The organism is Scytonema sp. NUACC21 (genome assembly GCF_054684315.1).
Genome location: NZ_BAAFZH010000041.1, coordinates 1 through 14763, shown reverse-complemented (window position 1 = coordinate 14763; position 14763 = coordinate 1). Strand labels below are relative to the sequence as shown.

Genomic DNA, 14763 nt, shown 5'->3' with positions numbered 1-14763 from the left:
TGGTACGTTTTTACTACTAACGACTGTACGGGCGGGTTGAGTCAAGTATGTTCTGGCTACCACAAAACAAGCTTATGGATTAAACCCGCCCTACTCATCAATAACTGGTATTAACTATGCTCGACCTAACCAAACTTACATCACAAATGCAGGGTTTGAGTCAACATCTGACTCAAGAGGCTACTGCTAGTCGCCATCGTTTAGAACAAGCTCAAAATCATCTCCACAACGCTCTGACATGTCAGGATGAGTTGGTGCAAAAACAGGAAAAATGGCGCGATCGCATCCTGTTTGCCAATGCAACCCCAGTAGAACCCCTCAATACCTGTGTCGATCTCCCATCTCCCCCTAAAATCCATACCGTTATTGCTACGGATGGTTCCCAAATAGCTCCAAGCCATCACGAAATCGCTTATTGCTATCTTCTCAACATAGGTAGAGTTGTTTTGCACTACGGACAAAACCGTCACCCGCTTTTAGATAGCTTACCTGAAATATTCTATCGGTCGGAGGATTTATACGTTTCCCGTCAATGGGGTATTCGTACTGAAGAGTGGATGAGTTTCCGCCGTACAGCCAGTGAAGCAACGGTGCTGGCAGAACTGGCTTGCAGCGTCATGGCAGAACAGGGGAATAAGGGAATAGAAGGGGTGCCAATGCTAGCAATGGTGGATGGATCTTTAATTTACTGGTTTTTAGAACAGTTGCCCTTCGATGCACGCCATGAAATTTTACCCCCCATCCTAGACGCTTGGGGAAAATTGCGTGATGCAAAAATTCCCCTGATGGGCTATCTTAGCGCCTCTCGCAACGTTGAAGGGATTAACTTTTTACGTCTTTTAGCTTGTCCCCACCAAGTTCCAGACTGTGTCAGTTTTTGCCCGAATCAATTAGAGAAAGTTCCTTGTAAAGTCTTTGAACCTTTGCGAGACACTGCTCTTTGGGCAACCCAACTCAAGCCGGGACAACGCGGTCCCCTATGGCGCAGCAATGCTCGTATTATTGACTTATATGAAGGTCAGCAAATTTACTTTTGTTACATCCACGTCGGTACCGAAATTGCTCGGATAGAGGTACCATCATGGGTAGTTCAAGACACGAATATGTTTAACCAAGCATTAGGGTTAATGCTGGGACAAGTGCAGAAAGGTTATGGTTATCCTGTGGCGGTAGCTGAAGCGCACAATCAAGCTGTAGTTAAGGGTGGGGATAAAGCAAGGTTCTTTTCTCTTTTGGAACGACAAATGATTAGGGCTGGTCTAAAAAATGTAGGAACCTCATACAAGGAAGCAAGAAAACGCGGAAGCATTGCGTAATTAGCAATACTCAGGAGGAGAAAGTGCATGCTACAGGAAAAACGTTATTATACCCGTGACGAGTATCTAGCAATTGACCAAACAACTGGTTACAAAAGCGAATACCTAGATGGAGAAATAGTACCCATGATGGGAATTACAACCGAACACAACCAAATTACAGGGAATATATATTCTTACTTAAAATTTGCTCTGAGGGGAAAAAATTATCGAGTCTATTTCAGTAATGTTCGTTTGTGGATACCGCGTTACAATCAGTATACTTATCCAGATGTGATGGTTATTGATGGCGAACCATTCTACGAGGGAACAGACAACACTACAGTGACCAATCCCCTCTTAATTGTTCAAGTGTCTTCCAGGTTAACAAGCAACCATACGGACTCAGATAGATTCCGCTTTTATCGGTCAATCCCAGAGTTTCGGGAATATATCACGATCGACCAAAATACTTGTTATGCAGAACAATATACCAAAAACTCAAAAGGCAGTTGGATACTCACTGAGTATGATACTGTCAATTCTGTCTTAACTTTTGATTCCATTGATTTTCAACTTTCCTTCAGTGATATTTACGATTTGGTCAATCTTCCCAACATGAGTTTGAGTGAAGGTGCAAAGATTGATTATGGTTTTTAATAAAGGCAGAATCTTGAATGATTTCACCTGAACGGGACGATAGCTTTTCCTTGTTAAGATGGAAAAACGGTCGTTCCGTTCGTTTATATAAACTTTTAGTCACAATTTTTTTAATTTTGCACGCAATTTTTACCCCTCCTCACCTCCCCTTATCAAGGGGAGGAAATTGCACGCAATTTTTACCCCTCCTCACCTCCCCTGGCGGTGTGGAAATACTGACTGCTTGTACTTCTGGTAATTTAACGATGTCTTCTATTGCGTTGCAGGCATGGGGTATGTTGTGAGATTGTGCGATCGCTTTAGCTTTATCCAAATCTCGATTGTATATAGCAACTATTTCCGTATGAGGGTAGGCTTGAAATCCAGGTATGTGAACTTTTTGCCCGAATCCTGTACCAACAACTGCAACACCAATCACAGCTAAATGAGTTCCTTATAATATAATCTTTTAGTATATCATCTTGCTGGCTCCTTACCAGTTTTTTCTTACCGACCTACCTAATGGCTTATCTTAAAAACCTAATGGTGAAAGGATAGCGATAATGCTGCCCCCGATATGCTTTGATAGCTGCAAAACTTACTAAGATGAATTTTGACACCATTAAGACTATAATAGTTATACTAAGAATAGCTAATAAAGAATTAAGAATAGTTTCTAGATAGTTTGATGGTAAATCTGTTGTCAGTGCAACTCCACCTGTTGCCAAAACCAGCAATAAAGATATGGCTATTATGATAAAGGCATACATTGTTAACGAAAGCTGAAAGTTTACAGCTTCTTTTCCTTGGAAGTCAATCCAGGGATCTTGCTTTTTCCTTAATTGCCAAACAATAAGCGGACCCAATATATTGAGAAACGGTAGATATAAAGGAATACCAAAAAATAATAACCAAGCCAGTGGTATCCACAATAAAGCTGAGAGATGACACAACATTGCCCATATACGGATTTGTTGCTTGGGATTTTCTCTCATGGCCTTTTATGTTTGAGTGGATTTATTCAATAATTCTCCACTGTACTGCATACAAAAAAAGCAAACAAATTCTTAAAATATCAGTTTTTTTTGATTGGTAAAAAAGGGTGCAATTGCGTGAGTAGATTTTAGACACTGGAGTTTAGACTAAAGCACGCGATCGCTTTGCGATCCCAGGAGGTTGGTGGAAATAAAAGCAGGTATATGAAAAGATGTAAAAATTTTATTTCCTTCGCAGAACAAGCTTTGTTATATTTATTACAGTAAATACTTGGATAGTGTGTAATAAAAAATACAAATTGTTTCTTTTGATTGTTTTTGAATTTAGATTGTAAATTTCTTAAAAAATCTAGACTTTTTTTAATGCTAAGTGTTATAAGAGTAAAGGGATATATACACAAATAAAAGTATAAAATCTGCCTGTTTTAAGGTAAAATACTAGATTGTAAAGGATTAAAAAAGGCACAATTAGTTGCCAGAACTACACTGAAGCTCTCTACTCATACCTAAAACGCCGCTCCTGAGAAGCAGATAGGTGTTAGTCAAAAAAGGGTAGAAGCTGATATAACCTTTGCGATCGCAAAGACGTGTATCATATCAAACAAATCAAAATTTGTCAAAAACGTAATAAGCTAGGAACTTATGGAAAAAAAGTATTTCATAGTGTTAAATTTATGATTTTTTCAGAGTCATAACAGTTACAATACGGTAAATTTACCAAGATACCGTAGTTAGCGATGTCAACGAAATCTCAGAGTAAACACCGAACTGATTCGGAACCGATTAACTGCAAAACCTAATTTCTCATAGTTTTGAGGTTATTTTATAGTGTACTGAATCGATCCCCACTATCAAACATACCTGGCATTAGTATTTTGAGAGCTTACCCAGTAATTGTTACAGAAGTTTCTTATCCGGACGATCGCCCTTATCGGTCATCTAGGCGATCGCATTTATATTTTTTAGTAAAAAATAAAGGTATGAGATCTGATACTATTTTGAGAATTTAGCTCAAAGATGTTTTGGTTGCAGTCATTGCACCTATCTCGACACTCTTGCAGGTGTATTGTACATAAATCAAGTTAGTTGCTTAAAGTGAGAATGTTGTTGCATATTCAATTAGAACGTCAAGCTTTACCCAGCCTACTCATGCTTCTTGCATTCTGCATAACTGCTTGCAGTAGTGCTGAGGAGAACAACAAGCAGGTGAGCATTGATGGTGGAGCTGTAGGCTACCCTCTCCATCAAGCCGTTGCTGAAGAATTCAAAAAGATGAAAGCTGATGCCCAGATTAGTGTTGCTTCTAGTGGTACTGGTGGGGGTATGAGCAAGTTTTGTTCCGGTCAAATTGATATTGCTGGTGCTTCACGTTCTATTAGAAAAGAAGAAATTCAAACTTGTAAGAAGAGTGGAATTGAATTTATAGAACTGCCGATCGCTCTGGATGGTATCGCTGTTATAGCAAACCAGAAAAATGACTTTGCAACCTGTTTGTCTGTCCAAGAACTTAACAAAATTTGGAGCCCCAAATCAGCAAATAAAGTCACCAGATGGAATCAAGTGAACCCGAAATTTCCCGATACACCCTTAAAGCTTTATGCCCCTGCTTCCGATACTGGAACATTTGACTATTTTACACAAGCCATCAATAAAAAGACTAAAGCCAGTCGCACCGATTTTACTCCCAGCCACAATCAAAACGTCTTGATTCAAGGTGTTGCAGGGGATGAGACTGCCTTGGGGTACGTAGGAATTTCATACTATTTAGCTAACAAAAATAACCTGCATCTAGTCGCCATACAAACCCCACAAGGAAACTGTGAAACACCAGACCCTCCAGAGAAAGTGGCTCAGAACATTTACACACCTTTGTCTCGTCCGCTCTTTATCTATGTCAGCAAGCCAGCTTTAGAAAGTAAGCCAGCAGTCAAGGAGTTTGTTAATTTCTACTTGGATAATTCTAAGAAGTGGGTTCGCGAGTCAGGCTATATTGAACTCACAGATGACGCATATGCCAAGACAAAACAAAGGCTTCTTGCTAAAAAAACGGGCTCTAATTTCAAAGATGCAAAACCCGGTCAGGCTATTACAAAATATCTTTAGTTGGCTAATGGCTAATGATTCAATTAGCAAGATGTTCACCATTCACAAATAAATGATTATGCGGGGCGCAAATTACTTAAATGATGATTTCGATCGCTCACTGGAAAAGAAAGCCTTTGACGATATTCAGGATAAAATTATTGCCGTAATTTTATTTTGTTGCGGTTTGGTTTCAGTCCTAACAACCATTGGAATTGTTGTCATTATCTTTCGAGTAGCGATTGAGTTTTTCCAAGAAGTTTCATTTGCTAAGTTCTTTCTTGATACACGGTGGACGCCGTTGTTTTCCGAAAGACATTTTGGAATTTGGCCATTGATTAATGGCACCTTATTAACTACGGCTATTGCTATGGCTGTTGCTATTCCTTTAGGCTTATGTTCCGCCATCTATTTGAGTGAATACGCTCAACCAAAAGTAGCAGCAGTTTTACGCCCTGCGGTAGAACTTCTGGCGGGAGTCCCTACGGTAGTTTATGGTTACTTTGCCCTTTTATTCGTGACACCGTTTCTGCGGAGTTTTCTCCCACTTGAAATCTTTAATGCCTTAAGTGCTGGTTTGATGATGGGAGTCATGATTATACCCACTGTTGGCTCTATTAGTTTAGATGCCATACAAGCTGTTCCTAGTTCTTTACGTGAAGGGGCATACGCATTGGGGATCACTAAACTCGAATCCATATTCAGGGTGATTCTGCCTGCTGCCCTTTCTGGAATCACAGCCTCGATTATTTTGGGAATTTCTCGAGCGGTGGGTGAAACAATGACTGTCGTCATCGCCGCAGGACAACAGCCCAAGTTGACTGTGAACCTCTATGAGTCAGTAGAAACCATGACAGCTTACATGGCGCAAATTTCTGGTGGAGACAGTCCTCGTGGCAGTCTTAACTACAAGACTTTATACGCTGTAGGAGCAGTTTTGTTTTTGATCACTTTGGCTCTAAACATTGTCAGCAACTGGATTACGAAACGTTTTAAAGAGAAGTACGATTAATTGACATGGCTAATTCCATTCACCCAGAGAATTTTCAACAACAAACGGATGAATTTACTGACAATATAGACAGTAGAGAAAAGATTGGCAAAGTCTTTGAGATCGTTTTTCTTCTGGGTTTGCTCATTGGTTTATTCGTCCTTGCTCTCCTCATTTTTGATATTTGTAAAGATGGATTGGGGAGATTTTTGACGCCCGGTTTCATAACGGAAACACCTTCTCGCTTTCCCGATAGAGGGGGTATTCTGCCTGCAATTACCAGCAGCCTCATGTTGGGTTTGATAGTCATTTTAGTTTCTGTCCCAGTTGGCGTGGGAGCAGCTTTGTATCTCGAAGAATAGCCTACATCAATATATTGATTGGGTAATTTGGCTTGCAGTTTGTCTAAGCCTGTGCCCGTTGCCATCGCGGCAGTAATACCGATGATTTTGGGGTCTTGTTCGGCGAGTTTTGTCAGGGTATGGGCAAAGACTTTGGTATAAGTGGGTGGTTTGGGTTTGCTGGAGGGATAAGCTTTACCTGTGGTTAGATTGAAGGGAGTTTGGGCATGGTAACCAATTTGGTCTTTTTCAGCAAGTTCATAGCCTTTACCCTTCACTGTTGCTACATGCACCAATACAGGTCCAAGTATTTGATGTGCCTGTTCAAAGGTAGCAATTAGTTCCTCCAAATTATGACCATCCACAGGTCCGATGTAAGTAAAGCCAAGTTCTTCAAATACAGCCCCCACCTTCGACACTGCTAAACGCTTCATCCCCTCTTTAAGACGTCCTAGTTCTGGAGACAAGGAAGTCCCTACAAAAGGAATCTGCTTGACCTGTTCCTTGAGGTTGTCAGAGAGAAATTGCACCGATGGATTCAGGCGTATCTTGTTAAGATAGCGAGAAAGCGCACCGACATTGGGGGAAATGGACATTTCATTGTCGTTAAGAACTACCAGCAGGTTAGTTTTGGGCAAGTGACCTGCATGGTTAATTGCTTCTAAAGCCATGCCACCAGTCAAGGCACCATCACCAATTACGGCCACTACTTTAAATTTTTCGCCTTTCAAATCTCGCGCTAAAGCCATGCCTAAAGCAGCAGAGATGCTAGTGGAAGAGTGTCCCGCGCCAAAGTGATCGAACTTGCTCTCACAGCGCTTGAGATACCCTGCAATACCATCTTTTTGCCGCAGTGTGTGAAAGCGATTGTAGCGACCAGTAATCAATTTATGCGGATAGGCTTGGTGACCTACATCCCAAATAACTTTATCACATTCCAAATCCAGAGTCTGGTAAAGTGCTAGGGTCAGTTCTACCACACCCAATCCAGAACCAAGGTGACCACCACTAGCTGCTATAGTTTGTAAGTGCTTTTCTCGAATTTGACACGCAATCTGCTGGAGTTTATCAATTGACAGACCGTGTAATTGGTTTGGATGAATTACTTCACTCAGGTGCATATATGTTTCCTCTAGTAAATAACAAACTTCAGATGATATGGGGAGGCAATAAGAGCCGTAATGTCGAAACAGTTAAGCGTTATTTCATTCAACAAACGAGTAGTGAAGATAGTTTGTATGCCTTGAGGTATCGCAAGTTTTTTCAACGCAACTATTAAGACTTTACCAAAAAAGATACGCCTACAGCACCATAAAACGCATTCAGAACTAAATTTCCATGCTTGTTTACCGCTTTACCTTGACCCAAAAAAATGCGAGAAATCCGGAAACGATGATAATTTCTTAGTAATTGTGGCAATGTCAAATAATGAACTTTTTGTACAGTGAATAAATCTCTGTCTAGTTCATGCAGACTGTGCCAGGAACATTTCATCAGTGCATGGTGGGCATTATGGTAGCCAAAGTTTAACAGTAACAAGTTCAGCCACCAGTAGCGCCGAGAAATTAAGCACGTAAAGGTATTAGCTTGTTCGTAGGCTTGATCGCGCTTGGGTAACGGTGAACCCGCGGGAAATTCTTCATAAGTATGCTGGAAGGCATCCATAAAACGCAGTACTTCGATCATCCCAATGTAAGAGAGAAAGTAAAGCGCTAGTGCTTTTAGTGACACTAATCCTAACAAGATAAACAACGAAGAGCGTACTATAAGCAGAATTGTAACGCGCAGACGTTCATCTCGACGTTGGGGATTCCAAAAAGGAGCAGTCAATGCCCAAAACTGGAGGATGAAAGAAATTGCCGGAAAATATAGCCACTCTAGCGCTAAAATCAAGCTGCGAATTGGCTTTGGAAGATTGCTAATAAAAGCGGGCAAGTTAAAAACTACAGAATCCGCTTTATTAACATGGTGAGAAATATGTTCCTGTGCTAAATCCTTAAATCTTGCATAACAGCCACCGTTCAGCCATAGCATGATATTTCCACCAATAGCGTTCCACTGCATATTAGTAAAAATTGTGCCATGCATGAACTCATGGGACAGATAAGCTGAGAGAACCAAACTGTGGGTAAGTAACACTACTCCTAAAGTGTTGAGCCAAATATTAGATGATAGCAGGAGTGCGATTCCACCGCAGTAACCACTAAAAACGTAGAAGATGACAATGACATTCCACAGTGGCTTCTTTCGGTGAAGGTAATAGGAAAGGTTGATGTCTTTTACTAAAACAGTGCTCACCATAATTACTGATTTCGGGAGAAACTAAGAAGACGGCACATGAGGAAAACTACTTTTCTGTTAAGGCAGTCACTAGCTTTATTTACCCTAATAAACATAATTACTCTAGAATTGGTTTGGGAATAGCAAAATAATTAGATTGGCGAAATTGAGAATACAGCGCCAGGAATTTCTGTTGCATATCTATTGGAAAATTAGCAAGTCTTTCCTGAAATAGATTTTCGTAAAAATCTATTTCAGCCTTTATATATTCTGGCGCATTTTCTTTGTAAAGTGTTACAAACATACGATAAGTGTTGTAGTGATTTTGAGCAACATCATCAACGTAACCTTTGAAATCGTCTTCAATGTCAGCAATAACCTCTATTGGCCAAACGAGAGATAAAAGCTTCTCGTCATACGGTTTTTCAAGCAGACGAAATAAAATGAGATGAAGAAGGCGAATATCAGAGGAACGTAATTCTGCAATACGCATAACCTCTGAATGTTTAATTACTCCTCCAACCATTATCTTGTTTTCTAATTTGATAAATTCCTCTCCAAGAGCTATTTCTTGTTCAATTTTTGAGTCATATAAGTCCAAATCCTTTAATAATTTTAAACAATTCATTTGCAACTGTTTTATACTTTTGTGAAGATCTTCATTTTGTCTGGATGTAATTTTCGCATTTTGTCCTGCTTCCATAATCACGTCAGCTTGGTAAATCAAAGCTTCTACAGATGTAAAAACTGGATAGTAATTGAAGATCTCCTTTGAATCAAGACCATGCAGTGGAAAGTAAAACTGATAGACGTACTTAATAATACGAGCAGCTTTTTGTATTGCTTCATAAGAAACAAGGGGAGTTTGAGTAGTCGCTAACATTTTTTTGTATCCCAGGAAATGAAATTTACACAGAGTTCTTTTCTAACAGTACTTCCAAAAGTTATTTTCTAGGGTTCATTTTTTTTACTTACTAAAGACTTCTGGGTACTGCAAAAAAAGTATTTCGTTATTTAGATTGCCGATTCATAGCCCTACAGACCAGTGATGAACGAGGAGTTGATCGTGAAGTTAATCTTTAAAATTGCTGTCTAAGCTTAAGCTTATTATTATCATTAAAAAAACCAATCATCATCTTTTGAATTTGAAGCTTCTCACCAAAAAAATAAATGCAATAATCAAAAAGCCTCACCAGATGTATAGATACTGATGAGGCTTGAAAATATTTTTTTGTCAGTAAAAAAGATTTCAAATTTATTTGAAGTTAAATGACAACCACTGGAGTTTAAGTAAGTGGGCGAGAAGAAATAGAACTAGCCTACAAAATGTAAATGTATTTGAAATCTTTGCTAATAACAAATGACCAAATAATTCGGTTAGCTGTGGTGTATGCTACTGTCACATAGGCTCCAATGCCCAGCCCCCGTCGTTGGGCTTCACGCCCTAAAAGTAAGTATGAGCTTCCTGCCCTAGCCCCCATCAGAGCTAGAAATTCGTCTAACAGAAAGTGGTTTTTAACGTTGCCTGCCTTCACATCACTTAAACTTATTAAGACTCCGCCTAAAAGAGCTAGTCCAATACCACTGGCAGTGAGAAGATTGAGTTTTTCCTTGAGCCAAAGCCAAGAGAAAAGAGTTACCCAAATAAGGTTCATATTTATCAAGGTGGTAGAGACAGCAATTGATGTGCAAGAATTTGTCTTTCTTTATTTACCTTGCCAGATCAGAACTGACTTTACCAGGGTAATTCGAGGTCTTGAAATTGGACTTAAGCTTTTTACTGCCAGTAGCACAATTGGTTTTACATACTTTGTCATACCAATTAATATCACACAGTATGTATGTATTGTACACTTTTGTCCACTGATATCATGTTCGGTTAAACACTTGTAATAAAAATACCCCTCCCTAACCCAGACCTTATTAAGGGGAGGGTGCCGTTAATGGCGCAAATTGCAGGCGCTATCAATGGTTTGGCTACCAAGCTCGCTGTTGGTATCAACGAGGTTCCCAGTTCTCTGGCTCGTGCTTTGCAGGCTGTTGCTGATAAGGAAAAAGGCGGCGGCGAAACTGAAAGTGCTTCCTAATTAGTAGTTAGTAGATAGTAGTTAATAGTTAGTAGTTAATAGGAAAACAACTAACAACTAACCAATAACCACTAACCACTAACCATCAACTTAATCAACATTACAGGAGTTATATCAATGTCTGCAGTAACTGATGAAATTTTGGATAAACTAAAAAACTTAACTTTGCTCGAAGCAGCTGAGTTAGTGAAGCAAATTGAAGATACCTTTGGCGTAAGTGCTGCTGCACCAGCCGGTGGAATGATGATGATGGCTGCTCCTGGTGCTGCACCAGCTGCTGCTGAACCAGTAGAAGAACAGACCGAGTTCGACGTTATTCTGGAATCAGTTCCCGCTGATAAGAAGATTGCCGTACTTAAAGTTGTACGTGAATTGACCGGTTTGGGTCTGAAAGAAGCAAAAGACTTGGTGGAATCTGCGCCCAAGCCAGTTAAAGAAGCGATCGCTAAGGATGCTGCCGAAGCTGCTAAGAAGCAGATCGAAGAAGCTGGCGGTAAGGTAACCGTTAAGTAATCCACAATTCATAATTCGTAATTACTCAATTAATTACGAATTACGAATTCATCATCGTAGGTTGGGTTGAGCAAAGCGCGAAACCCAACATTGTCTTATATGTGTTTGGTTCCCCATCGTGTGCGTCTTGGGTTTTCTTCCACACCGTGTGCGTGCTGAGTTTGGTTCCCCATTTTATGGGTGTTGGGTTTTATTCCACATCGTGTGCGTGTTGGGTTTGGTTGTGAATCGTATGGGTGTTGGGTTTCGTTCCCCATCGTGTGCGTGTTGGGTTTGGTTGTGCATCGTATGGGTGTTGGGTTTCGTTCCTCAACCCAACCTACGACAAATCAATCGCTTTTTTTCCCTCAGGTCCAACAACATAAAAATTTTGAGGGTAGACCCATTGTGTTTCCAAAGGACCGTGAATTTGAATACCTGTCATTACAGCATAATTGAATACAGATGAGTTTAAGGTCCTCAACAGCTTTTCTATATCTTTAGAAATAATTTGGCAAGCTAACTTTGTAATCCCAACTAAATCAGGTTTCTCTCCATATTGGAGGGTAGAAAGAATTTTCTGCCGAACAATACTTTGTTCAATATCTTGCATATCAGTTTCTAGACTGAGACATCCTAATTCAATTTCTTTGACAATAGCTTCCAATGCACCGCAAGCATGAGAGGGTTTGTCGAGACCTTGGCGATATACTTTCCCAATCTCGCCATACCGAGAAATAGCAATATGAGGCATGGCATAAAAAGTGAAACGACGCCGACCTTCAAATATGGGAGTATGGTCTGTTGCTGCTGCCAAACCCGTTTTGCCCATTGTCACAAACCCGGCTAAGCTGCAACAGTTGAATGTTTTCCCCCAATATCGAATGATTGCGTCAAAGAGTGGATCTGTAATCTCATCACGACATATAGCCACCATTCCCATTGTGTTTTCATTAGTAAAGCCATAAGAATTCAAGCACTCATAGGTCTTGCTCATATAGCTTTCTAATGGCAAAGTTCCAGGGAAATGATGTTGAACCGTTTGGTGGAAAGCTGGAAATACACTTGGGTTGTAGCCATTGAGTTCTTGCAAAATGGTTTCTTGTTCTCGAACTTGGTAGTTTTGAACCATAATTACTGAATGCTGAAATTTTAAGTACAGGCTGCTGACTGCTAAACTTAACACTTCTTAACGGTTATGGCAAATCTCCAGTCATGAAGCCTTTATTAAAGTTGGAATCCATTCACGAGTATCTTAGTAAGCAGCAGCCACCTGTATGCTGCGTCTTGATTGATGAACTGCATTAATAGTAGGAGTTCTCAAACCTATTGTTGTCTTACTGTCAATAAGGGCTGGTGGGCACTGCCCACCCTACGGAAGAATAAGCTTTTTGGGCTGTGATTTTTGCAATAAGATGATAGTGCAAGATATGAGACAAGCAATAAGTTCAATAATCTGAGTGCCGTCTTTGCGCCATTCAAAAATGTTTCTTAAAGTTGAATTAGGCGTGTTTGCATCCACTCAATATCCGCGTCACTCAAAGCAGGTGGTGGTGGGGGTTGAGTATAGTCTATGGATAAATCGTACCCAGCTTCGTCGTAAATAGCATTAAGTGCGGCTTGCAACTCCAGTACGGCATCGGGGTCGCCATCGCGCAGGGGAACGGGTATCGTTGGGAGAGTCTCTTGTAATGTTAGAGGCCACAAGTCAATCATGCCCTCAGATGCGCGTGTGAGAGTTATTAAATAGGGAACATCTGGAATGCGGGGATGGTTAAAAGATCGGTTCCCCCGACGCAGCAAATCAATTTCAATGAGATGCACGCTGGCGTTATACAATCGCTGGCGTTTTTTGCGATAATCAGTGATACCAGGCTCGCGCTTGTTTACGGGAGAGAGGATTTCGATACAGGATACCAGTACATTATTAGCTGTATCCCGGATTTCAACAGTAGGAATGCGGACTTCCACAGGTTGGATGACTGGAAGCGTCAGCGGTGCGGGGGTTGTCATCACACCGGATGATTGGGTTGGAGTTTCGACTTCGCGGCGTTGTCGCACTTGCAATACTTCAACATCCGGGTATAAAATGCCAATTTCGCTAGATGGAGAAGTGTCCTCGACGACATACACTTCAAGCCGTGCAGCATATTTGGGACGGAGTTGTGGGGCGAGGAAAGCACGGATTTTGCTGGCAAGGGCGTTGTGTACGTCGCTCCACAGGTAGCCTTCAAGATACGGGTCCATGCCAGGGAAGGGAGAGGGCATTTTTCAAGCATGGGTAACTGCACCTTTATTTTAGAACAAAGATTTTTATGGGGCAGTTGGGATTAACTGGGCGCGCAGGGATGCTCACCCCACAAGAAAATTATTGATTTTTTGGAATTCCCTAAAAAAATCCCCAGACAACAAATGTATGGGGATGGATGGCAAATGGGTTGAAAGTTAATTAAGTTATACCTGCGTCACAACTCCCCCATTAGGAAGTTCAAAGGATGCAGCTGTCGTAATTGGTGCATCGGGGTCGGGAACATTTGCTCCAGTGGGAGGAGACTGTGGTAACAATCTATAGTCAGTTCTCCACCGTTCACGAGTAAGGTTGCAGCGAACATAACCCCGTTGGCGTCCGTTGAAATATTTCACCCACGGATTTTCAGGTAAAGCAGCTTCAATCCTGTCGCTTGCTCCGAAACCGGAGGTAATTGAAGTGCCCACAAACTCAGTACCCACAACGTGAGAACTGGGGTTGTTAAAGTCTGCTAAGAGGTCGCTGACCCAACTAGAGTGGGTGTCGCCAGTGATGACTATTGGGTTTGAAGGTCTGCGTTGATTGAGGAAGTCAAGGATGCGCTGGCGGGCTGGTACATATCCATCCCAAGCATCAACGTTGAAAGCGGATTCTTCTCCCGCCGTCCAGTCATATTGTGTAAAAACGACCTGTTGGGCAATAACATTCCAACGCGCTTGAGAACGATTGAGACCATTAAACAGCCATTTCTCCTGTTTGGAACCAGTGAGTGTGGCACCTGGGTCAAAAGCTTCTTCACAACGGGGTTTGATGCCGTCATCACAAGGCTGTTCGGTGCGGTACTGACGGGTATCCAAGACGTTGAATTCAACTAGGTCACCGAAAGTAAGACGGCGATAAAGTTGTAAATCGATGCCCTCAGGTTTGGAGAGTGGGCGCAGTGGCATGTGTTCGTAATATGCCTGGAAGGCAGCAGCACGCCGTGCAAGAAACTGCTCTCGCGACTGTAGTTCTGGGTCTTGAGGAATTTCATCTGCCCAGTTATTGTCCACTTCGTGATCGTCCCAAGTTACTGCCCAGGGAAAGGCGGCGTGGACAGCCTGTAAGTCTTGGTCAGTTTTGTACAAGGCATGGCGATTGCGGTATTCTTCGAGGGTGACCGGTTCTGGGCCATTGTGCTGCCTGATGCTGTTGGGGTTTGCTGGTCCCTCGTAAATGTAGTCTCCAAGATGGACAACGAGGTCGAGTTCCTCTTTTGCCATATGTCTAAATGCAGCGTAGTAGCCATCTTGCCAATTTTGACAAGAAGCAAG

At 41.4% G+C, this 14763-nt stretch carries 12 protein-coding genes and 4 pseudogenes; 7 read left to right on the top strand and 9 right to left on the bottom strand.

Features of this window, described 5'->3' with window-relative positions:
* Window positions 1–116: 116 nt before the first annotated feature.
* Together ACYRY3_RS04495 and ACYRY3_RS04490 are read left to right on the top strand one after the other, a co-directional pair.
* On the top strand, window positions 117–1316 hold the full coding sequence (locus ACYRY3_RS04495; RefSeq protein ID WP_460200537.1) for a DNA double-strand break repair nuclease NurA: 1200 nt from the start codon (window positions 117–119) through the stop codon (window positions 1314–1316).
* Window positions 1317–1343: 27 nt separating this feature from the next.
* A complete protein-coding gene (locus tag ACYRY3_RS04490; RefSeq protein ID WP_460200536.1) occupies window positions 1344–1955 on the top strand; it encodes a Uma2 family endonuclease in 612 nt (203 codons plus the stop codon).
* Window positions 1956–2154: 199 nt separating this feature from the next.
* Here ACYRY3_RS04490 and ACYRY3_RS04485 read toward each other — a convergent pair.
* Together ACYRY3_RS04485 and ACYRY3_RS04480 are read right to left on the bottom strand one after the other, a co-directional pair.
* Window positions 2155–2373: pseudogene (locus ACYRY3_RS04485) on the bottom strand (Gfo/Idh/MocA family oxidoreductase); the annotation flags it as partial.
* Window positions 2374–2461: 88 nt separating this feature from the next.
* Window positions 2462–2929, bottom strand: a complete 468-nt coding sequence (locus tag ACYRY3_RS04480; RefSeq protein ID WP_460200535.1) for a DUF4870 domain-containing protein — start codon at window positions 2927–2929, stop codon at window positions 2462–2464.
* Window positions 2930–4030: 1101 nt separating this feature from the next.
* Between ACYRY3_RS04480 and ACYRY3_RS04475 the strand changes: the two genes are divergently transcribed.
* The 3 genes and pseudogenes from ACYRY3_RS04475 to ACYRY3_RS04465 form a co-directional block, all read left to right on the top strand.
* The gene (locus ACYRY3_RS04475) at window positions 4031–5032 is read left to right on the top strand and encodes a PstS family phosphate ABC transporter substrate-binding protein (protein WP_460200534.1); all 1002 of its coding nucleotides are present in this window, start codon (window positions 4031–4033) and stop codon (window positions 5030–5032) included.
* A 58-nt stretch (window positions 5033–5090) separates the two neighbouring features.
* Entirely contained in the window at window positions 5091–6023 is a 933-nt protein-coding gene (pstC, locus tag ACYRY3_RS04470) for a phosphate ABC transporter permease subunit PstC (protein WP_460200533.1), read from the top strand.
* Between the two features lie 5 nt (window positions 6024–6028).
* Window positions 6029–6361, top strand: a pseudogene (locus ACYRY3_RS04465) (phosphate ABC transporter permease PstA); the annotation flags it as partial.
* Here ACYRY3_RS04465 and dxs read toward each other — a convergent pair.
* From dxs to ACYRY3_RS04445, 4 genes and pseudogenes are all read right to left on the bottom strand, one after another.
* A pseudogene (gene dxs / locus ACYRY3_RS04460) lies at window positions 6349–7464 on the bottom strand (1-deoxy-D-xylulose-5-phosphate synthase); the annotation flags it as partial. The pseudogenes ACYRY3_RS04465 and dxs overlap by 13 nt on opposite strands.
* Before the next feature lie 154 nt (window positions 7465–7618).
* Complete coding sequence (locus ACYRY3_RS04455) at window positions 7619–8644, bottom strand: fatty acid desaturase (RefSeq protein WP_460200532.1); 1026 nt, start codon at window positions 8642–8644, stop codon at window positions 7619–7621.
* Window positions 8645–8741: 97 nt separating this feature from the next.
* Window positions 8742–9506 carry a hypothetical protein gene (locus ACYRY3_RS04450; protein ID WP_460200531.1) on the bottom strand — a complete coding sequence of 255 codons (765 nt, stop codon included), beginning with the start codon at window positions 9504–9506 and terminating at the stop codon, window positions 8742–8744.
* A 436-nt stretch (window positions 9507–9942) separates the two neighbouring features.
* Window positions 9943–10278: a hypothetical protein gene (locus ACYRY3_RS04445; RefSeq protein ID WP_460200529.1), complete on the bottom strand. Its 336-nt coding sequence runs from the start codon at window positions 10276–10278 to the stop codon at window positions 9943–9945.
* 282 nt (window positions 10279–10560) lie between these two features.
* Here ACYRY3_RS04445 and ACYRY3_RS04440 point away from each other — a divergent pair.
* Window positions 10561–10710, top strand: a pseudogene (locus ACYRY3_RS04440) (50S ribosomal protein L10); the annotation flags it as partial.
* A gap of 117 nt (window positions 10711–10827) precedes the next feature.
* On the top strand, window positions 10828–11223 hold the full coding sequence (gene rplL / locus ACYRY3_RS04435; protein ID WP_460200528.1) for a 50S ribosomal protein L7/L12: 396 nt from the start codon (window positions 10828–10830) through the stop codon (window positions 11221–11223).
* A 319-nt stretch (window positions 11224–11542) separates the two neighbouring features.
* Here the strand turns inward: rplL and ACYRY3_RS04430 are convergent, their stop codons facing one another.
* The 3 genes from ACYRY3_RS04430 to ACYRY3_RS04420 form a co-directional block, all read right to left on the bottom strand.
* On the bottom strand, window positions 11543–12334 hold the full coding sequence (locus ACYRY3_RS04430) for a hypothetical protein (RefSeq protein WP_460200527.1): 792 nt from the start codon (window positions 12332–12334) through the stop codon (window positions 11543–11545).
* Between the two features lie 359 nt (window positions 12335–12693).
* Complete coding sequence (locus tag ACYRY3_RS04425; RefSeq protein ID WP_460200526.1) at window positions 12694–13470, bottom strand: DUF4058 family protein; 777 nt, start codon at window positions 13468–13470, stop codon at window positions 12694–12696.
* 186 nt (window positions 13471–13656) lie between these two features.
* Window positions 13657–14763, bottom strand: a 1107-nt coding sequence (locus ACYRY3_RS04420) for an alkaline phosphatase D family protein (RefSeq protein ID WP_460200525.1), incomplete at its 5' end; no start/stop codon positions are given.